The organism is Natrialba sp. SSL1, assembly GCF_001861355.1.
GTDB lineage: Archaea > Halobacteriota > Halobacteria > Halobacteriales > Natrialbaceae > Natrialba.
The window spans coordinates 83,361-102,651 of record NZ_MASN01000011.1 but is presented as its reverse complement, the minus strand read 5'-3'; the positions used below and the strand labels follow the sequence as shown (position 1 = coordinate 102,651).

14 protein-coding genes and 1 tRNA gene are annotated in these 19,291 nt (G+C 61.7%); 9 read left to right on the top strand and 6 right to left on the bottom strand.

The annotated features are described in order from the left end of the window. Window positions 1-203: 203 nt before the first annotated feature. Window positions 204-479 (top strand): hypothetical protein, encoded by a 276-nt coding sequence (locus BBD46_RS02945; RefSeq protein ID WP_071400268.1) that lies wholly within the window; start codon window positions 204-206, stop codon window positions 477-479. Between the two features lie 140 nt (window positions 480-619). Here BBD46_RS02945 and BBD46_RS02940 read toward each other — a convergent pair whose 3' ends face one another. From BBD46_RS02940 to BBD46_RS02930, 3 genes are all read right to left on the bottom strand, one after another. Further along, window positions 620-811, bottom strand: coding sequence for a 30S ribosomal protein S17e (locus BBD46_RS02940; RefSeq protein ID WP_004267024.1), 192 nt, complete (start codon window positions 809-811; stop codon window positions 620-622). A 113-nt stretch (window positions 812-924) separates the two neighbouring features. Further along, window positions 925-1,647 carry a DUF447 domain-containing protein gene (locus tag BBD46_RS02935; RefSeq protein ID WP_071400267.1) on the bottom strand — a complete coding sequence of 241 codons (723 nt, stop codon included), beginning with the start codon at window positions 1,645-1,647 and terminating at the stop codon, window positions 925-927. Further along, complete coding sequence (locus BBD46_RS02930) at window positions 1,644-2,495, bottom strand: triphosphoribosyl-dephospho-CoA synthase (protein WP_071400266.1); 852 nt, start codon at window positions 2,493-2,495, stop codon at window positions 1,644-1,646. The genes BBD46_RS02935 and BBD46_RS02930 overlap by 4 nt, the downstream gene beginning before the upstream one ends. Before the next feature lie 1,116 nt (window positions 2,496-3,611). Between BBD46_RS02930 and BBD46_RS02925 the strand changes: the two genes are divergently transcribed. Next, complete coding sequence (locus tag BBD46_RS02925) at window positions 3,612-4,583, top strand: A/G-specific adenine glycosylase (RefSeq protein ID WP_071400265.1); 972 nt, start codon at window positions 3,612-3,614, stop codon at window positions 4,581-4,583. 142 nt (window positions 4,584-4,725) lie between these two features. Next, window positions 4,726-7,476: a hypothetical protein gene (locus BBD46_RS02920; RefSeq protein WP_071400264.1), complete on the top strand. Its 2,751-nt coding sequence runs from the start codon at window positions 4,726-4,728 to the stop codon at window positions 7,474-7,476. 124 nt (window positions 7,477-7,600) lie between these two features. Here BBD46_RS02920 and BBD46_RS02915 read toward each other — a convergent pair whose 3' ends face one another. Continuing rightward, on the bottom strand, window positions 7,601-8,191 hold the full coding sequence (locus tag BBD46_RS02915; protein WP_084777661.1) for a hypothetical protein: 591 nt from the start codon (window positions 8,189-8,191) through the stop codon (window positions 7,601-7,603). Between the two features lie 380 nt (window positions 8,192-8,571). On the opposite strand from BBD46_RS02915, the gene BBD46_RS02910 reads away from it, so the two are divergent. The 5 genes from BBD46_RS02910 (at window position 8,572) to BBD46_RS02890 (ending at window position 16,629) form a co-directional block, all read left to right on the top strand. Then, the gene (locus BBD46_RS02910; protein WP_071400263.1) at window positions 8,572-9,255 is read left to right on the top strand and encodes a hypothetical protein; all 684 of its coding nucleotides are present in this window, start codon (window positions 8,572-8,574) and stop codon (window positions 9,253-9,255) included. 178 nt (window positions 9,256-9,433) lie between these two features. Further along, the gene (locus BBD46_RS02905) at window positions 9,434-10,519 is read left to right on the top strand and encodes a DNA-methyltransferase (protein ID WP_071400262.1); all 1,086 of its coding nucleotides are present in this window, start codon (window positions 9,434-9,436) and stop codon (window positions 10,517-10,519) included. Window positions 10,520-10,615: 96 nt separating this feature from the next. Next, window positions 10,616-12,301 carry a gamma-glutamyltransferase gene (gene ggt / locus BBD46_RS02900; RefSeq protein ID WP_394326816.1) on the top strand — a complete coding sequence of 562 codons (1,686 nt, stop codon included), beginning with the start codon at window positions 10,616-10,618 and terminating at the stop codon, window positions 12,299-12,301. A 90-nt stretch (window positions 12,302-12,391) separates the two neighbouring features. Further along, the gene (locus BBD46_RS02895; RefSeq protein WP_071400261.1) at window positions 12,392-16,219 is read left to right on the top strand and encodes a GAF domain-containing protein; all 3,828 of its coding nucleotides are present in this window, start codon (window positions 12,392-12,394) and stop codon (window positions 16,217-16,219) included. A gap of 107 nt (window positions 16,220-16,326) precedes the next feature. Next, window positions 16,327-16,629, top strand: coding sequence for a HalOD1 output domain-containing protein (locus BBD46_RS02890; protein WP_071400260.1), 303 nt, complete (start codon window positions 16,327-16,329; stop codon window positions 16,627-16,629). A gap of 209 nt (window positions 16,630-16,838) precedes the next feature. Here the strand turns inward: BBD46_RS02890 and BBD46_RS02885 are convergent, their stop codons facing one another. Both BBD46_RS02885 and BBD46_RS22515 read right to left on the bottom strand, forming a co-directional pair. Further along, window positions 16,839-17,354, bottom strand: coding sequence for a HalOD1 output domain-containing protein (locus tag BBD46_RS02885; RefSeq protein ID WP_071400259.1), 516 nt, complete (start codon window positions 17,352-17,354; stop codon window positions 16,839-16,841). Window positions 17,355-17,719: 365 nt separating this feature from the next. After that, a tRNA-Met gene (locus tag BBD46_RS22515) sits at window positions 17,720-17,873 on the bottom strand. A gap of 102 nt (window positions 17,874-17,975) precedes the next feature. Here BBD46_RS22515 and BBD46_RS02880 point away from each other — a divergent pair. Beyond that, entirely contained in the window at window positions 17,976-19,274 is a 1,299-nt protein-coding gene (locus BBD46_RS02880) for a DUF7115 domain-containing protein (protein WP_071400258.1), read from the top strand. Window positions 19,275-19,291 lie beyond the last annotated feature (17 nt).

Sequence of the window (19,291 nt, the reverse complement as noted above, 5' to 3'; positions counted from 1 at the left end):
ACAGCCGGTAACGGCAGTATTTGTTGACGACTGTTCAATTCTCACGTGCTGACTGGTAGCATGGGCTGTGTGTCTGCAGCCACGAACTGTGGGGCTGTCGCGCGCCCATAGAAGAAATTAAGAAAACGGGGCTGCATTGAACGACCGATGAACCTTCGACAGACCCGATCCGTTGGGCGTGTCGCACAATCGGAGTGGTCACGATGACCGAGGCGACGAACACCTCGCGCGAGCCAGGGATCCAGAAGACGCCGTTTAGCATCGGTGCGACGGTCGTTGCGGCCATCTCTACGCTGATCGGCCTTGTGATGCTCTGGACGGGCTATCAGGCAGCCAGTGCAGAGGAACCGGCCGAACTCATGCTCATCGGCACCGAACTCGACCTCGTGACGGCCACCGCCGGAGGTATGTTCGTGCTGTTCATCGCGCTTGTCGCGTTCGTCGCCGCGTTCTACATGGAACCCGGCTTCGATCAGTAACGTCGCACGGCCCGACACGATCGCACGGCAGCGATTCTGTTCTTCGCAGCCTCTAGCAGTCCAACTGACAGCGACACCAGTTTTCCTCAGTTGAGCACTACCGCTCACCGAACTCGAATCGAACGCAAGAATGCGACGGATTACGCAGGAACCTGCGCGCCCTTCTTCCGCGTCACGTAGCCCGCAATGCGGTTGCGAACGCCCTTGGACTCGACGTTCGTGAGTTTGTCGACGCTGTCTTTGTTCTGTTCGAAGTCGGTCGTGAACGCGTCCGGGTACCGCTCCAGGAGGAGGTTCCCGGTCTTCTTGACGTAGGCCGGTTTGATTGCCATACAGGGAGGTTCCGTCCAGAGGCTCTTAATCCCTTTCTCTTGCGTTTCCTCCGTACTGTTTCGCTATCCACCGGGTGATCGGTCGATCCGCCACCCCGTACCCGCCCACCAGCTCACCACTCTGAATACTCTCGGATCGACTCGAGTGCCTGCCGATCTCGGGAGTCACCGGCGCGGTCGACGACGTCGGCGAAGAACGCGAGTCGCTCTCGGAGGTCGGCGTCGTCGTAGCCGGGGACGCCGAGTCGTGAGGCTGCGACGGTGGCTTCGATAACAGCGCCGAAGCCGCGGTTGATGGTGGGAACGGTTTCGCGCACAATGGCACTGTCGACGGGTTCGAGCGTCCAGGCTTCCCACTCGGTTCCGTTCTCGGTGCCCGAGTCGAACTGATCGACCTCGACGCGGACCCAGGCGGCGGCTGCGTCGAGGACTGGCTCCTCGTGTTCGTCGATGGTGAGTGCGGCGTCGGTGAATGCGACGGGGTCGTCGACGAACTGGACGTAGCCCTCGCCCTGGCGGTGGAAGTTGCGTCGGGTGCGGGTGTTACCCCAGGTTCGGGCGGTGATCGTGGGGGTCCTGGGAGCGTTGTGTCTCCTACTGCCCGCGTCGGCCTCCGTGGTCGGTTCCGTCTCGACCTCACCAGTTCCCTCACGCTCGTCCGCGAACAACCCAAGCGCCGCTGCATTCCACAATCCGTTCGGTCCCAGGGTGGTGACGACAGACTCGGTCACACCGGTAAGTTCGACTGGCCACTCTGTCGTCTCTGGGTTAGCATCCGCTTCGTTTTCCTGCTCACTCTCACTCGCACCGTCGCGACCATCGCGCTCACCGCTCATACTGAAACCAGTTCGGACTCGAGTGCGATGAACAGTGCGGCCGCGGTGATGTCCGCCGTGGTCCCCGGGTTGATCCCACGCTCGACGAGGTCGTCGGCGAACGCCTCGACGGCACCCCGATCAGTGCTGAGTGCGTCCTGTGCTGCCAACTCGTCCGCTCGGTCGGTGACCTCCCGTGCAACGCCTTCGCCGTGCTTGGTCGCGACCAGCGTGTCGGGCCGATCTGCGAGCAACGAGAGAAACACCGTTGCGGCGCGGTCGGGCAGCGGTCCGTCGACGTTCGCGAGTTGCTCCGCCGCAGCGAACGACCGCTCGAAGCCGGTCACCCACTCGCGAGCAACGTCGTCGCCGGGTACACTTTGCTCCATCACCTCGAGCAGCGTCAGCCCGCGCTTCTCGAGTGCCGGGATTGCGTCGCCCCCGCGGCGAACGTCGAGCGGGGCCATGTCTGCGGGTGGGTCGGCAACGTGGACATCGACGTGTTCGAACGCGCGGTAGAACGCGGCGGCGTCTGCGACAGTCGTCTCTTCGACAATCGATTCGGCGACGGGCTGAGAGAGTTCGGTCGCTGCAGCGCGGACGAGCGGCGTCAGCAAGAGGAGTGCGCCGAACTGGGTGTTGTCGCCGTCCTGGTCGGCCATACCGGCGACCGCTCGCTCGAAGGCAGGGCCGATGGCTGCGCCGTCGGCGGCCATCCTGAGACCACGCTGTGAGCCGACCGCGCCGGCGAGAAAGTGCTCGAACCGGAGGTCCTCGAGATCGCGGTGGCGGTCGACGTTGCCGGGTTTCGGCGTGCTGGCGACCTCGAGCAGCAGCGCCAGATGTGCGTTTTGTGCTGGCGTTCGCATGTGTTGTGCGAGTTGGTGCGGTGGTTTAGGCGTATGGGTTGGGCTGTGGGTGGTTCTGGGTGTGATTGGGCTTTGGTTGTGCTTGAGGTCCAAGATCTAGTTGGTGTCTAGGTGTCTGGTTGTGCTTGAAGCGCGGGTGTACAACAGAACGTACACGCAGTAGCTCTGTGATACCCCGCACCGATAGCGTTGGTCCTGTTCGCACTCACAGTAGTGCTGTGGAATACACCGCCGAGAAATTGCTGACAGGCGCGGTTTGGACCCAGCCGGAAGGCTCGTTTGCGATCCGTACGACCCTGCTGTGATCCGATCGGAGCACAGGTTCTCGAATCACGGTTGCCCGCGATCCGATACTTGGTCTTCTCGCACATCTCCATCGATGACAGAGATGTGTACTGGATCGGCTGAAGCCTCCGTCGAGGACTGCATCTCGTGTCCGTCTTACGTGACACTCGATTTCTCCCGACTCGAGACGACCGGTTTCACACTGGTTCGTCTCGATCGGCTGGTGTGTCCCCGCGACGCTGCCACAGTATGTTGTATGCTACCAACCAGCATAAGCGTTTGCCGGCGTTCCCCCGACTGTCCGGTTTGCTGATGTCTGCTGGTCAGTATAATCGAGATCGGACGTCGTCTCGTCTACGATTTGTCGTTCGGCTGCCGCAACTGCGAGGAAAACGCGGACTGGTCAGGAACATCCTGACCAGTCAGCATCGACGTGACGTTCGTCTGCTCTCCGCTCGGTTGTGATCACGGGTGGATCCTACTGGTGGTCCGTCCACGTCGGTGGTGACAGCCGACCTGAACTCGTGATCGGTCCCGCCGTTGAGTCGCGTCCGCGAGTCGCTGTGGCGCGGGTGTGCCCAGTATCGCTGTGCGAAGCGTCACTGCACCAGGAGTCAGTACTGGTTGGAAACGTTCGCCGGAAACTGTTCCTGTATCCGGTGCCGGCAACCTTGCCCTGGTGCACGTGAGCATTCACCACTATCTATCCTAAAGATTTGCCCTTGGCTATTTGGGTACCCGTCGTCTGTCTGACTGTGCACTGGTCTAACGTGTATTCGCTGCCGGGGAGAGACCACTAGCCCTAAACCCGCAAGCGGTCAACTCTGACCGATGACTGATACGGAGGCACCACAGTCCTCGAGCCTTCCCGACGACTGTGAGCCCGTTCGGGACGCGCTGATCACGTGGTACGAGGATGACCACCGCGACTTTCCCTGGCGTCGGACTGCGGATCCGTACGAAATCCTCGTCAGCGAGGTAATGAGCCAGCAGACCCAGCTCGGTCGCGTCGTCGAGGCCTGGGAGGAGTTCCTCGAGCGCTGGCCATCGACGGCCGATCTCGCGGCCGCCGACCGGGCCGACATCGTCGGCTTCTGGACGGGCCACAGCCTCGGGTACAACAACCGGGCGAAGTACCTCCACGAGGCCGCCGAACAGGTCGAATCCGAGTACGACGGTACGTTTCCCGAGACGCCCGACGAGCTACAGGAGCTGATGGGCGTCGGTCCCTACACCGCCAACGCCGTCGCCAGCTTCGCGTTCAACAACGGAGACGCCGTCGTCGACACGAACGTCAAGCGCGTCCTCTATCGCGCGTTCGACGTACCGGACGACGACGCGGCGTTCGAGGAGGCGGCGAACGACCTCATGACCGACGACCGCTCGCGGGTCTGGAACAACGCGATCATGGAATTGGGCGGCGTCGCCTGCGAGCAGACGCCCTCGTGCGACGAGGCTGGCTGTCCGTGGCGTGAGTGGTGTTCGGCCTACGCCAGCGGCGATTTCACCGCTCCGGACGTGCCAACCCAGCCCAGTTTCGAGGGGAGCCGTCGCCAGTTTCGTGGCCGAATCATCTCGACACTCAAAGAGTACGACGAACTCGAACTCGACACGCTCGGCCACCGGATCCGCGTCGACTACACGCCGGAGGGGGAGTACGGTCGGGAGTGGCTCAGCGGGCTCCTTTCGGACCTCGCAGACGACGAGTTAGTCGAGTTCGACGAAGGTGGAGGCGGAGACAGAGACGGAGACGGGGGCAGAGGTGGGGACAACGAAAACGCTGTTGCACGACTCCGGCGCTAACGCCGACCGGACTCGAGTGAATCCGCTTTTTCGACCGATACAACAGACGAGCGGCCAGTCCGTGTGACCTATCTACTATTGGTCCCGAACACAGTTTATATTTCCAATAGATTAAAGTGTAAAGATTAGAAACGGTTCGAGTATGCGAAGACGTGAACTACTTGCCGGTAGCGGTACCGTCGCAGCCATCGCCCTCTCCGGGTACACCGCTGCAGCGACGGACGGCGCTCTCGGCAGTCAGGCAGCCCTCCCGTCTGACATCGAGTCCGTTTTTGAACTGGTCCCCGCAGAATCGTCCCTCGAGACGACTGTTCAACACATCATCTACTCGCGTGTTGACGGCCAAGAACACCAGCCTGGCTACCCAGGAACCCACGGCATCGTCGACGAGTTCGACGAAATCGACACTGATGAGGTCGCAGAAACCGTTCTGGCCATCGGCGACGACATGCAACTGGCCGCGATCACCGGCACGTTCGAGCAGCCCGATATCGGTGACGACGACACTGACGGCTGGACCGTCGGCGAGGTCAATAGCGACCCGCTCGCAGCCGCCGATGGAAAACTGATCATCGCACTCGGTGACGACAGCGAGGACACTATCAACGCAGCCATTGCGGCGGCAAACGGTGACGAGCCGTCCATCCTTACCGATCCCGAGGTGACCGAGACGATGGTCGAACACCTCGATTCGAGGTCCTACGTCACACTCGTTCCAGACGTGTCTGCGGTTCCATCCCCCGAGTTCGACACCGAGTTAGTCGACGCGATCGGAATCGGACTCGAACAGCCACTCGGAACACGAAGCGACGACGACACACTCGACAACGGGTACGTGTTCCAGCTGTCCTCGAGTGCGGCCGATGTCGACGACGAGTGGGTCCACGAACAACTCCGGCGACTCGAGGAAGGCGAGATTCTCGAGACGTCGATCGACCGTTCGGGGACTATCATCCACGTGGACGCAGTCGTCGAGCAACCGCCAGAGCGGGACCGTGATGCCGCACCTGACGCGACCGTTCGGGTCCGCTCGAACGCCGACGAGGGTGTCGCGACGTTCGAACACACCGACGGCGAATCGATCGACGCCGACATGCTCGAGGTCTGGGAGAACGGCGATCTCGCCGACGACCAGCTCGCCGACGAGTACACGAGATTTTCGGCGGGAGATAGCTTCGAACTCGAGACGGGGCCGATCGCTGACGTCGGACTGCGCTGGTTCGACGAGGATGAAGGCGTCTATTACTACTACGGGACGACCACGGTCGGCAGAGAATCATTCGAGGCGAGCCACGACTACGATACCGACACCGTCGAGATTACGTACACCGGTGAGCGCGAGGTCGACCCCGAACTCCTCGAACTGGTTCACCGGACGGACGATGGTGTGAGCACCGAGCGATCGGCGGTCGACGACCGGCGCTCGCTGACGACCGGCGAGACGATTACGGTCGAAGACGTTACGCTCGGCGATCGGGTCTCGCTCGACCTGGCGGTGCCAGCCAATCCGAACAGGGCACAACGGTCGCTCGTCACTTACCGGGTGCGGCCGCCCCGGATGTACCTCTCCAGCCACGAAGAAACCGTCACTGTCAGGTACCACGATGATCAGACCCGCGACGCCGATGAGTTCCGCGTACTGACCGACGACGAGCCAGCAACGACGCAGTTTACCGACGTGACCGAGACCCTGTCGGAGGGCGACAACATCGAACTCGGCGAGGTAGGCCACGGCACGCACGTCGCCATCGAGTGGCTCGCACCCGACGAGCCCGCGGTTGTCGCGGAAGAGGTCGTTCGACCGAACGCTCGCGTCGATATTAGCTACGACGACAGCGAGGGGACGATCACGGCCGACCACGTCGAAGGCACTGCGGTTGACACCGACGATCTCGAGTTGCGGGCAGGCGACGACCCGATGGTCGTACAGCCGGTCGACGAGTACGACACGTTCGAACCCGGCGACAGCCTCACGGCCGAGGCCGAGCCGTTCGAGCGAGTCGAACTCGTCTGGGAGGGCCCGGAGGACACCGAATACAGTATCGGCCGCGCAACTGCTGGTCGAGACCTGCTCGACGCGGAGTACGACCACGACGCGCGCGAGGTCGAAATTGTCTACACTGGTAGCCAGCCTGCTGACCCGTCGTTCCTCTCGGTCAACTACAGACGCGACGGTTCTGCCGACGTGGGCGACGATCTGGAGGGTGATCTATTCGAGCAGGCACACGAGACGTTGACCGACGGCGACAGCATCGTTCTCGAGGAGGTCGCTGTCGAGGACCGGATTACCGTCATGGTGGTTCAGGAGGGCGACAACTACGTTTCACGCCGCTCTCTCTTCCATTTCACACCGGAGCCGAATCGGTCGTTCCGCTTCGACGAACGCGAAGACGGACTCGTTGCAGCCTACCGAGAGCGGACGAGCCGAGACGCCGAGTCCTTCGAACTCCTCGTCGACGGCGAGCCAGCCGAAATCCAGCCCGCGGATCACCACGAAACCCTGACTGTCGGTGACGAACTCGAGCTCGGTACGTTCGATGCCGGCACTGAGCTCACCGTCCAGTGGATCGTTCCGGACGAGCCGCGACCGGTCCGGAGCCACGTCGTCGCCCCGACTGTCGAGTTCGACATCGAATACGAGGCCGACGCCGAGGAGGTAACCGTCGAACACGCCGGCGGCGACGAAATCGACGCTGACGATCTGGGCGTGATCGTCGAACCGACACGGATGGACCCAGTTAGCTGGGACGAATACGAGACTGTCTCCGAGGGCGATACCACGACGATCGACGCGGTCGACGAATCCAGTTCACACGGCGACCAGGACCCGATTATGGTGGTGGTCGTGTACAAGGAGGACAAGCAGCTCACGTACGAGCGTATCGACGGCTGATTGCGACAACTGGACGCGGGAACTGGACGTGACACCTGACCGCGATGGCTGCTCAGTCTCGATCGTCACGGCCTCGTTCAACTGTCCTGTCTGTGATTCGCTGATCGAACACAGGGCCTTCTGCTTATATCTCCGATTCGAGTAACCGTTGTACTCTGTACTGATGTGCAAGGAAGGCACAGCAGACGAACGCAAGTGCTGCAACCTGTACCGCTTCGACCAGGACGACAATAGAGGCGATCTCGAGTTCGACCAGCGGCGAGCCGTTTGTCCAATCGGCGAACCAGGCGGTCGCGAGGAGCGTCGCAGCACCGATTGCGAGCAGAGCTGCGGAGATAACGGGACCGAACGAGGAGAGATTCGTCGAGTGTGGTTGAAACAGTCGTCGTTCGAAACAGAACTGAGCGGTGAGGAGACCGGTCAGGAAGACGGTAGCAACGATGAGGCCGGTCAGCCCGGTGACGTACTCGGCGATGAGTAACCAGACAACCCAGCCTGCGGCGAGCGTCAGTGCGGTGGTGCCACGCCGAAGGAAAACGGCCGAGCGGGCGTCGCTTACCGTTGAATCGACGATGCCGGCCCTGAGAAACGTCCCAGCGAGAAGAATTCCGAGTCCGAGCAGGGCTGCCGTCGTCGTCCCGGAACCGACGATGAGTCCGAACCAGAGTCCGACTGCGAGCGCTTCGACGACGGCGATCGTGAGCGCTGCGGTCATCCCGACGAGCCGTTGCCGGGTTGTGCGGCCGAGAACACCGGGGTGTCGAATCACGCTCACAGTACTCACACCCGCCGTCTATTGTCCCAGTGGGTTTCGTTATCCGATGATTACTGCATGCCGGGCGCGTCCGAGTAGGAGACCCCATACGATCGACAGTGACTCCCTGTGTCTCTCCTTCACACACTCAGGTAGTCGTGAACGCCCAAGCACCTGTATTAGCGCCGCGTGCGTCGATCGACGTTACGTCTGGCACCTCCAGTAGCACACTCATACTAGCAGCTCCCGCCCGGGTAGGTGGCTCTTACCCAGTTTCCCCGCGCACGGGCGCTGAAAAACGGTCCACAGAATTATGTACGGGGGTGTTGTCGTGGCGGATTATGCCCGAATCAGAACAACAGGACAGGACACTCTCCGAACTCGTCGTCAAGGAAGCCGTCGGAAAGGGACTCGACTCGTCGATGCGTGAGTCGATCCTCGAAGCCGTCGATGAGGCCGACGGCTCACACGAACAGCGCTCGATCGGACTCGCTGCCGGCGCGTTCGGCCTCGGTGCCGCCCTCGGATTTCTCGCCGGTCGGGAATCGCCGGCACTCGAGGAGACGCCGCTCTCGGACGTCGATGAGCCGGACGTGATCGAGGATGTGATGGAGTCGGAGACGGAGATGGAGGCGGAGTCGGCGGTCGAGGAAGCGACGGAGGCAGTTGAAGAGGTGACTGGCGACGAGGCCGCAGCGTCGGATGAGGGGGGGAGCGGATTCATGCGGCTCGTTCTGCTGGTCGGAGCAATTGTCGGCGTCGCGTATCTCCGGCGGCGCTTCTCGGGCGAAGAAGAGGAGTGGGAGCCGATCGAAGAGTTCGAGCCGGCGACCGACCTGGCGGAGAAAGCAGAGGAAGGACTCGAGGATGTTGCGGAGAGTGAGATGGGTGTTGAAGACGAAGGTGAAGACGAGGACGAGGGCGCGGATGCGGATGCGGACGAAGAGACTGCGTCGGACTCCGATGGGAGTGATGACGGCGATGAGGAGGCGGACGCTGAGGACGAGGACGAAGACGACGAATAACTGACCCTCCGATCTGCGTCACTCGCGCTCCCGTTCGGCAACTGACCCTCTCAGTCGTCGCCGTTCCCATTTCGCTCCCGGCGGTACCCTTCCAGCGGCCGGTCCTCGCAGTCGGCACACGGTTCCAGTCGCGCGCTGACGAAGGAGCTAAGGGGCCGACGCCGACAGTGTGAAGCCAATGGAGACGACCCACCGCGTGTTCGTCGGTGACTCTCGTGATCTCGCCGCAGTCGACGACGATACCGTCGAACTCGTCGTCACGTCCCCGCCGTATCCCATGATCGAAATGTGGGACGACCTCTTTACTGAACTCGACCCCGCGATCGGCGACGCACTCGAGTCCGGCGCGGGTCGCCGGGCGTTCGAGGCGATGCACGCCCAGCTCGATCGTGTCTGGGACGAGGTTGAGCGGGTGCTCGTCGACGGCGGTATCGCCTGTATCAACGTCGGCGACGCGACCCGGTCGGTCGACGGGAGCTTTCGTGTCTTCTCGAATCACGCGCGGGTACTCGAGGCGTTCGAGTCGCGCGGATTCGACCCGTTACCGGACGTGCTCTGGCGCAAGCCGACGAACAGCGCCGCGAAGTTCATGGGCAGCGGGACGCTGCCGCCGAACGCGTACGTGACCCTCGAACACGAGTACGTGCTGCTCTTTCGTAACGGCGGCGACAGCCGCTCCTTCGAGCCCGGCGCAGACCGGCGCTACGAGGCGGCGTACTTCTGGGAAGAGCGAAACAACTGGTTCTCGGATGTCTGGACGGACGTCCAAGGTGAGTTACAGCATCTCGAGTGCCCTGGCGGCGATGGCGGGAGCAACGATCAGGAATCGGATTTGCGCGACCGCTCCGCCGCCTATCCGTTCGAGATTCCCTACCGGCTCATCACGATGTACTCCACCTACGGCGATACGGTGCTCGACCCGTTCTGGGGGACTGGCACGACGACGTTAGCCGCGATGTGTGCCGGACGGAACTCGATCGGACAGGAACTCGAGTCGGGCTTTCGCGACGTTTTCGACGAGCGGGTCGAGCGGGTGCCGTCGCTCTCTCGATCAGTCGGACGGGCACGCCTCGAGCGACATCGCGAGTTCGTCGAGCAGCGCCGCGCAGACGGAAAGGATCCGTCCTACGATGCGGTCCACTACGACACGTCGGTCGTCACCAAGATGGAGCGGGAACTCCTGCTCAGAGAAGTGGTCGAAACGGACGCGGTCGAGGACGGCTATCGCGCCGCTCACGAACCGCTGTTCGAGAATACTGACTAGTTACCGGATCACGTTTACGACATACCACATTTCGTTCAACAGCTGACAATACCTTGTTTGACACGGACACCGGTACTTTTGGTGGTTCACGCCAGTATGTCAGGTGTGACCACTGTGAACGACTCAATCGATCTCGATCGCTTCGATTCGAAACGATCGACAGCATATGCGAAACGAGGGATGGTTGCGACCAGCCAGCCGCTTGCATCCCAGGCAGGTATCTCGATCCTGCAAGACGGCGGAAATGCGTTCGACGCGGCCGTCGCGACCGCGGCCGCGCTCAACGTCGTCGAGCCGACCTCGACGGGACTCGGCGGCGACGTCTTCGCACTCTATCGCACTGCAGACGGTGAGGTCGGCGCGATGCGCTCCTGTGGCGGTGCACCGGCCGAGACATCTATCGAGACCGTTCGCGAGTCACTTCGCGAATCCGACGATCCGGCACAGTACTATCCCGAATCGCGCGGCTACGCGGTCGACGGTGACTCTGACGAAGACGAACTCGAGATGCCCTTCCTCGGCCCGCACGCAGTCACGGTACCCGGCACGGCTCGTGGCTGGGAGGCAACCGTCCAGGAACTCGGCCGAAAGACGCTCGGTGACGTCCTCGAGCCGGCGATCCACTACGCGACGGAGGGGTATCCCGTTTCGCCGGTCATCGCTCACCACTGGTCGGGTGCCGAGGAGCTGTTCACGGACGAAAACGCCCGCGAAGCGTACCTCTTCGACGGCGAGAGCCCGGATCCAGGAGATGTCGTCACCCTGCCGAAACTCGGCGAGTCGATGCAACAGATCGCCGACGAGGGCGCGGATGCCTTCTACGAGGGTGACATCGCGGACGCCATCGTCGAGGAGATTCAGGACGCTGGCGGGGTGATGAGTCACGACGACCTCGCTTCGTTCGAACCCGAGTTCATCGATCCCGTCGAGACGACATACAACGGCGCGACGGTGTACGAACTCCCGCCGAACAATCAGGGACTCATCGCGCTCGAGGCGCTCAACATCGCGGAAGAGATCGGTGCAGGTGAACACGAGTACGACTCGCCGGAACGCATCCACGCCTTTACAGAGGCGATGAAACTGGCGTTCGTCGACGGCCACCACTACATTACGGACCCCGAGTACGAGACGGTCCCGCCGCTCGCATCCAAGTCCTACGCGCGCGAGCGGGCGAACGCGATCGGCGACGCTCCGATTCAGGACCCCGCAGTCGGCGTGCCAAACGCGAACGCCGAAGATGCAGACACGGTGCTGTTGACCGTCGCGGACGAGGAAGGAAACCTCGTCTCCTACATCAACTCCCGGTTCGCCGGCTTCGGCAGCGGCCTCGTCGCGGGCGAAACGGGCATTGCGCTCCAGAACCGCGGCGCGTCGTTCTCGCTCGACCCGGACCACCCGAACAGTCTGGAAGCCGGCAAACGGCCGTTCCACACGCTCGTTCCCGCCATCGCGAAACTCGACGAGGACGACTGGCTCGCCTTCGGCGTGATGGGCGGCTACATGCAGCCACAGGGCCACGTCCAGGTCCTCTCGAACCTGATCGACTACGATATGTCGCTGCAGGACGCTCTCGACGCACCGCGCTGGCGCTACCGCGAGGACGGGACACTGGGCGTCGAGGAACGACTCCCCGCACTGGCGAAACTCGCTCGAAAAGGCCACGATGTCGGCGTCCTCCCACCGGTGATGTTCGGTGGTGCACAGATTGTCCGCCAGAACGGTGACACGCTCTCCGGCGCAACGGAACCGCGCAAGGACGGGGCGGCGATCGGGTACTGACCACCGCTCTCGGACGATTCCTATCCTCTCGGATAAGGTCTGGAAATAATTCTACGCGAAGCTTTTATTCCTGCTGGACGCAGTGGCTGTATGAACGACTGGCTCGAGACTGTCTCTCAGCCCGAGCCCCCCGCGTCGTCGACCGCTCTTTCCGTTCCCTCCCCCGTTCGCGTTCTCGTCACTGGTTCAACTTCCGTCCGCGACACCGTCACCGAGACGCTCGCGGAGAGTGATGTCGTTTCCGTCGTGACGGTTTCTCCGGAGGCGGACGGAGATAGTCACAGTAACAGTAACACTAGGGCTACCAATACTAACACCAACACCAGCAACGCCAACACCAACACTAACACCAACACAAATCCGGACACAGCCACTCCACAGCCATCGCCACACTGCATCCTCACCGATGACCTCGACTCACTCCGCGGGGTCGATACCCACGTCCCACTCGAGTCCGAGTGTCCTGTTCTCTACGCGCCACCCGATGGGGCTGAGCAGGCGGCGGACGAATCCCGAAACATGGCGGTTTCGTTCGATGAGAGTAATGAGCGGGATGCAAGCGATACAAGCGATGCAGGGAAGGAGAACGAGAAGAGTACTGGGAGTAGCGACCCTCTCACCACGGACACTGACACTGGTGCACCGAGTACACCTACACAGACACCTCCATCAGACTCAGCATCACCGCCAGCGCCAGCAGCAACAGCGGAACCAGAACCAGAACCAGAACCAGAACTGAAACCCACCGAAATCGTCCCGCACGCAACACTCGAGTCCCGCCACCAACTCGAGCACCGATTACAACGGACGATCCAGTTCGCCACGCTGACCGAGACAGTCACCGCCCAGCGCGAGTGGTACCGGTCCTTGCTTGAACGCTCCGCTGACCTGCTGTTCGTCCTCGACGAGACGGGCGAGATCACCTACGTCAGTCCGTCAGCCGAGGACGACTCGAGTGCGGCGGCGCCACCGGGTGCGACCGCGGACGACCTGCAGACGCTCCGTGGCTCTCACTTCCTCGACCGGATTCACCCCGACGATACCGACAGTGTCCGTGCGGCAATTGCAGCCGTCAGATCGGCCGACATCGGTTCGACGGAAGCGGTCGAGTACCAGTGTCGAACCAGCGGGGAGACCGAAACCTGGGGCGTCTACGAGGCGACACTGACGAACCGACTCGGCGACGAACCGGTCGATGGTATCGTCGTCTCAGTCAGGGACGTCACGGAGTATCACCGCGTCGAACGGGAACTGGACGAATCGTTCCGCCGCGTGACGGATGCGTTCTTCGCGCTCGATGCGGACTGGCAGTTCTCCTACATCAACGAACAGGCCGCAGCCACGCTCGACGCCGACAAGGAGGACCTGCTCGGTGAATCGATCCTCGACGTCTTCCCGGAGATGACCGGTACGGACTTCCAGCAGGCAGCGATCGACGCGATGGAAGAGCAGGAACTCCGGTCGCTCGAACGCTACTACGGGCCATATGACCGCTGGATCGAAGCCCGAATCTATCCCTCCGCAACCGGTGTTTCGGTCTACTTCCGGGACATAACCGACCGCATCGAACGCGAACGCGAACTCGAGGTCCGCACCGAACGACTGCAGGCAATCGTCAACAATGCGCCGCTCATCCTCTTTACACTCGACCCCGACGGCACAGTGACGCTTGCCGAAGGGCAGGGTCTCGAACGACTCGATACGGTTCCCGAAGAAGTCGTCGGACGGTCCGTTCTCGACCTCTTCGACGACGACCCCAAGGTCCGCTCCGATTTCCGTGCCGCACTCGAGGGCTACCCGATTCACGTCCAGAACGAAGTCGACGGGCGAATACTCGACGCCTGGTGTCGGCCAGTAACAGTCGACAGAGACGGAGACAGAAACAGAGACAGAGACGGAGACAGAAACAGAGACAGAAACAGAAACGGGGACGGAGACGAAACCGAAAACAGCCACAGCCACAGCCACACCAGAGAGTCCGTCCCCGGCCCAGCCACCGACGAGCAATCCGACATCGAGCGCATCATCGGGACCGCCGTCGACGTCACCGAACGCGTCCAGTACCAGGAAACGCTCAACGGCCTCCACGACGCCACAAGCCACCTGCTCACCGTCGAATCGAAGCAGGCAGCCTGCGAGTATATCGTCGATGTCGCCGCTGAGGTCCTCGATCTCGACGCCTGTGTCTACCGGTTCGACGACCAGCAGAACGAACTCGTCCCTGCGGCGTACTCGACCGCACTCGAGTCCCTGGTTGGGCCACCGCCGCGGCTTCAGCCGGGTGAGTGTCTCGCCTGGGAGACGTTCGTCGCGGGATCGCCGTCGATTTTCGACGACGTGTCTCAGGAAGAGAAAGTGTACGACCCGGGGACGGACGCCCGCAGTGCGCTCTTCGTTCCGCTCGGCGAGCACGGCGTCCTCGTTGCCGTTTCGCCGGAACGAAACACGTACGACGACGAAACGGCGGAGTTGGCCCAGCTGTTCGCCCGGACGGCAGAGGCAGCGCTCGACCGGATCGGACGAACCCGCAGACTGCACGAACGCGAGCGCGAACTCAAGCAACAGAACGACCGGCTCGAGCGGCTGAACGCGGCGAACCGTGTCCGTCAGGAGATCGAACAGCTGTTGTTGATGGCTGACTCGCGCACCGAAATCGAACAGGGAATCTGTGCCCAACTCACCGACCTCGACGCTTGCTCGATGGCCTGGATCGGTGCACCGGACCCGGGCGGGAACGAACTCCGTGTGCGGACCCAGGCCGGTCGCGATCACGGCTACCTCGACACCGTCGCCGTCACGACCGTCGACGACTCGGCGGCCGAACCAGCGGGGAGAACTGCCCGAACGCGAACACCGACCGCCGTCGACAACGTTGCAGACGCCGTCCACGACGGCGACTGGCGCGCCGAAGCGCTCTCCCAGACGTTCCAGTCCGTGTACGCCGTTCCGCTCGTCTACGACGACTTCCTCTACGGCGTGCTCGCGCTCTACGGTGACGATCGAAACGCCTTCGACGACCGGCTCCGTGAGGTGCTCGTCGAACTCGGTGAGACCATCGCCTACTCGATCGACGCCGTCAAACGCAGACGAGCGGCCAGCGACGACGACCGAACCGAGGTCGAACTCGAGATCGAACGCGGCTCGATTCTTGGCGACCTTGCAACTCATCTCGGCGCAACGGTCGAACTGGAGGGCGCGACGGCTGGTGCGGACGAGACGGTTGTCTTCGTTTCTATAGACGGCCTGGAAGACGAAGAGAAAGGAGACGGCGAAAGTGAAAGCGAGAATGAAGATAGCGGTAAAGGTGATAATAAAGATGAAGCTGAAGCTGAAGCTGAAAGCGAGGGAGACAGCAACGACAACGACTCCGAGACGATGTCAGAACCGCTCCAGACGGCCAAACTGAACGAACTCCCGGGGATCGTGGATAGCTCGGTCATTGCGAGCTCCGATGGGCAAACGCTCCTCCAACTACGGATTGCCGGCTCCTTCCTCGGCTCTATCGTCGGTTCACAGGGTGGAACGCTCCGATCGGTCTCCGCCGCAGTAGGCGACCCGACCCGCGCCCGACTCGACGTCCCAGATGCTGTCGAAATCAGGGATATTCTCTCGGCACTCGATCGAAACGGCATCGAAGCTACGATGATCGCGCGTCGTGACCAGCCGGCAGAAACGCCACTGGCTCTCGATGCGGCCGGTCGGAGTGCGCTGTTGGGTCAGTTGACCGAGCGCCAGCGCGAGGTCGTCCAGACCGCCTACTACGGCGGCTTCTTCGACTGGCCACGCGAGACGACCGGCGAGGAAATCGCGGACTCGCTCGACATTTCGTCGCCAGCGTTTCATAAACACGTCCGGGCCTCGGAGGCGAAACTCTTCGATACACTGTTCGACGATGCGTTCTCGACAAGCGACGGTTAACTGTTTAACCGTCCTCGATCGGCGTAGTTACACAGTTAACGATCAGGCTCTTTGCAACCAATCGTGAAGGTAGGGATGCCTTCCACGGAAAGCGGGGGTCGACAGCAATGACTGAGATCGAAATGACTTCACAATCACCAGTTTCGAAAGGGGAGTATACTGTACAGTACGATCGACTCGATGACGAGCCGCTAAGCGTCACGATCGCAACCGCTGTTGCCACCGTTTGCAACGCAGACGCGACCGAACTCGAACCACTGCACTACGCGATCAACGCCGATGCACTCGAGCGGCTGTTCGAACCGCGTGCGAACGGCCTCAGAAACGAGGGGTCGGTGACGTTCGAGTACAACGACTGTCTCGTCACTGTCACGGCGGACGGAACGATCCGGGTCGAATCTGATACCTGACTCTGCCTCGGGAAGGGACCCCGATGGTTGCTTTTGACTGACGAGTCGAGTCGTTCCGTCGAGCGATTGTCTGCTGAGTATCCAGCGTCTCCACTCACAATACGGCTCCCTCTGGCGACTCACTAGCGTGTGAGTCGGGACTAGTCACTCCCAGCCTCTCGCTGCCGCCGTCGGTCTGGTGTGACCCAACTCACAGCGTCAGGGCGGTCTCAATCGCTTTGGACGTCCTCTGTTGAGCCTGTAGACCCCGATTCCGGCGGCTGGTGTGGGGTAATCTCGACGGCTCCAGTGCCGTCGACCTGAATCCGGTGTCCGCGGTACGTAAACACGATCTGCGAGAGTCCTGCGGTAGGCGTGTACGCTGTTTCGGTTCCCGTTTCAGAGTCTATTTCCGGACTGACACCATCCTTGTTCACTGTGTCTGTATCCGTCCCTGGCTCCGGTTCTGTACCAGCCCCTGTTTCTGTCTCAGTCCTCGTCTCAGTGCCTGTTTCTGCCTCAGTATCAGTCTCAGTATCAGTGCCAATTTCACTGTCAGTACCACCAACCCCTGGTTCACGCACGACTCCGATCGTCCTGGTTCGTGACTGTGTCCGAACCAGTGCATCGAGTGCATGCGGATCTATTACTTCATACAGCGGCGGCTCGAGTTCTGCTGGCTCGAGCCCCTCGATCGCTGCGATCTGCTGGATAATGTTTTGACTCGGGTCGATCCCCGTCCCCATGTCCCTCTCTGCCACATCACGACACATAAATCCGATGATGGTTTGCTGACGTTCGACTGTCGTGTGTCTGACGAATGATAGACCGTTCCCTGACACGTGAGCCATCTCCCGCTCCCCAACTCAGTTTCGAGTCCCAACAAATTCTGGACGAACAACCCTCCCTCACAGTCTCTCCGCTCTTCGAACCGTAATTACCGTCCAAAAGATGCCCGGGGAGGGCTCCGAACCCCCGGAAGAGCTGCGCTCTTCCGTGCCCTCGATCGTTCACTGCGCTCACTCTCGAGGACCTACGGGTTCGTCGCCCGTCGGGCACTGACTTACAGACTCGTCACTCACTACGTTCGTGACCTCGTGTAGAAAGTAAGTGCCCGGGGAGGGCTCCGAACCCTCGATCTCCGCATGTCCCAGGTCCGAGGCTCGGCAGAGTCCTCGTGGGGACACGGAGGCTTCCAAGGCGAAACCGCACCGAATCTCTGAACCCTATGAGTGCGGCGCTATGTCCAGCTAAGCCACCCGGGCTCACTCTTCGGTAGTCGCCTGCCTTTCTTTAAGCTTCTCATTCCCGTTCGTCGTGCAATCTGGACCCACGGATTTATCACACGTTATTACGAACTGCGACGCATGAACGTTCCCGGCATCGTTCAATCTACTCTCGATGGCGAGGAGATCGCCGCACGAGTCTCGCTCGGGGGCGAGGACGAACTCTTCGTCACGTCTTCGAGAACACTCCTCTATCGCTCCGAGGGTCTTTTGAGCGACGAATCAGTCGACGACTACCCACACGACGCCGACCGCCTCACCCTCTCGGAAGGCCGACGCAAAACCAAGTTCACACTCGAGTACCCACTCGAGGACGATAAACAGTTCACCGTGCCGGCGAAGGCGACGGACGACGTGTTACATCCGGTTATTGCGGGTGTGTTGAACGGCAACGGCATTACGAACGCCGGCGAGACGGTCGTCCAGACCTACCGCTTCAGCGAGTTGACGCTGATCATCACGAGTGACCGACTGGTCAAGCACATCGGCGGGGCAGTCTGGGACGAGGATTACGAGGAGTACGCCTTCGAGGACGTGACGAACCTCGCCTTCGAGGATGGGAGCGTTGCGACGCAGATCGTCCTCTCGGTCGATGGGCGACCACAGCGGATCAAAGCGCCAAACGACGAGGCGAACGATCTCCGGGAACGCCTCCAGCGTGCGCTGTTCGAGTACCACGACGTAAGTTCGCTTGCCGAGCTCAATGACGTGGTTGGCGTCGAGGAGGACGACGAACCCGAAGAGTCCGGTTCGTCGATGGATTTCGGTGACGGTGTCGATCCACTCGATGCGAACCCGCCGGAGTTGACGGACCGGGAGGATGGTGGGCGTGCTCGGGAGCAGGTACAAGGACAGGCACAGGCACAGACGCAGTCCCAGCCACAGGACCAGCCGACGGCCGACTCCGAGGCACAGACGCCACAGGCAGGTCAGACGACTTCTTCGGACCCGCTCGCCCAGCAGGACCAGGAGGCGCAAACGAAAACGCAGGCGCAGCCACAGACACAGTCCAACGCGTCGAGCGAACCCGCCAGTGTCGAAGAGTGGGGTCAACAGGGCCAAGAGCCGGCGACCGGTGGCGGTTCAGCCGACTCGCCACAGTCCACACCGTCCGACAGCGATGTCGCTGCTGACACTCCCGAGGAGGCCACACGCGAGGCCGGCATCGTAGACACCGATCCGATCTTCGAAGAGCCAGCCGACTCGAGTACGACCGAGGGCGACGCCGCTCCCGATACTGACCCCACCTCCGAACCCGCACCGGAGGTGCTCGATCGACTCGATGCACTCGAGACGGCCGTCGAGGAACAGAACGAGCTGATCGAGCGACAACGGGAGACGATCGAGCAGTTGATTACTGAGCTTCGGCAGGGCCGATAATCGCGCCGCGGTTTTGG

Bases quoted from the DNA above. Each gene is read 5' to 3' on its own strand.
- BBD46_RS02930 (WP_071400266.1), bottom strand. From the start codon at position 2,495: ATGCGAACGCCAGCACAAAACGCACATCTGGCGCTGCTGCTCGAGGTC.
- BBD46_RS02890 (WP_071400260.1), top strand. From the start codon at position 16,327: ATGACTGAGATCGAAATGACTTCACAATCACCAGTTTCGAAAGGGGAG.
- BBD46_RS02940 (WP_004267024.1), bottom strand. From the start codon at position 811: ATGGCAATCAAACCGGCCTACGTCAAGAAGACCGGGAACCTCCTCCTG.
- BBD46_RS02905 (WP_071400262.1), top strand. From the start codon at position 9,434: ATGGAGACGACCCACCGCGTGTTCGTCGGTGACTCTCGTGATCTCGCC.
- BBD46_RS02925 (WP_071400265.1), top strand. From the start codon at position 3,612: ATGACTGATACGGAGGCACCACAGTCCTCGAGCCTTCCCGACGACTGT.
- BBD46_RS02880 (WP_071400258.1), top strand. From the start codon at position 17,976: ATGAACGTTCCCGGCATCGTTCAATCTACTCTCGATGGCGAGGAGATC.
- BBD46_RS02895 (WP_071400261.1), top strand. From the start codon at position 12,392: ATGAACGACTGGCTCGAGACTGTCTCTCAGCCCGAGCCCCCCGCGTCG.
- BBD46_RS02945 (WP_071400268.1), top strand. From the start codon at position 204: ATGACCGAGGCGACGAACACCTCGCGCGAGCCAGGGATCCAGAAGACG.
- ggt (WP_394326816.1), top strand. From the start codon at position 10,616: ATGTCAGGTGTGACCACTGTGAACGACTCAATCGATCTCGATCGCTTC.
- BBD46_RS02910 (WP_071400263.1), top strand. From the start codon at position 8,572: ATGCCCGAATCAGAACAACAGGACAGGACACTCTCCGAACTCGTCGTC.
- BBD46_RS02885 (WP_071400259.1), bottom strand. From the start codon at position 17,354: ATGGGGACGGGGATCGACCCGAGTCAAAACATTATCCAGCAGATCGCA.
- BBD46_RS02915 (WP_084777661.1), bottom strand. From the start codon at position 8,191: ATGACCGCAGCGCTCACGATCGCCGTCGTCGAAGCGCTCGCAGTCGGA.
- BBD46_RS02920 (WP_071400264.1), top strand. From the start codon at position 4,726: ATGCGAAGACGTGAACTACTTGCCGGTAGCGGTACCGTCGCAGCCATC.
- BBD46_RS02935 (WP_071400267.1), bottom strand. From the start codon at position 1,647: ATGAGCGGTGAGCGCGATGGTCGCGACGGTGCGAGTGAGAGTGAGCAG.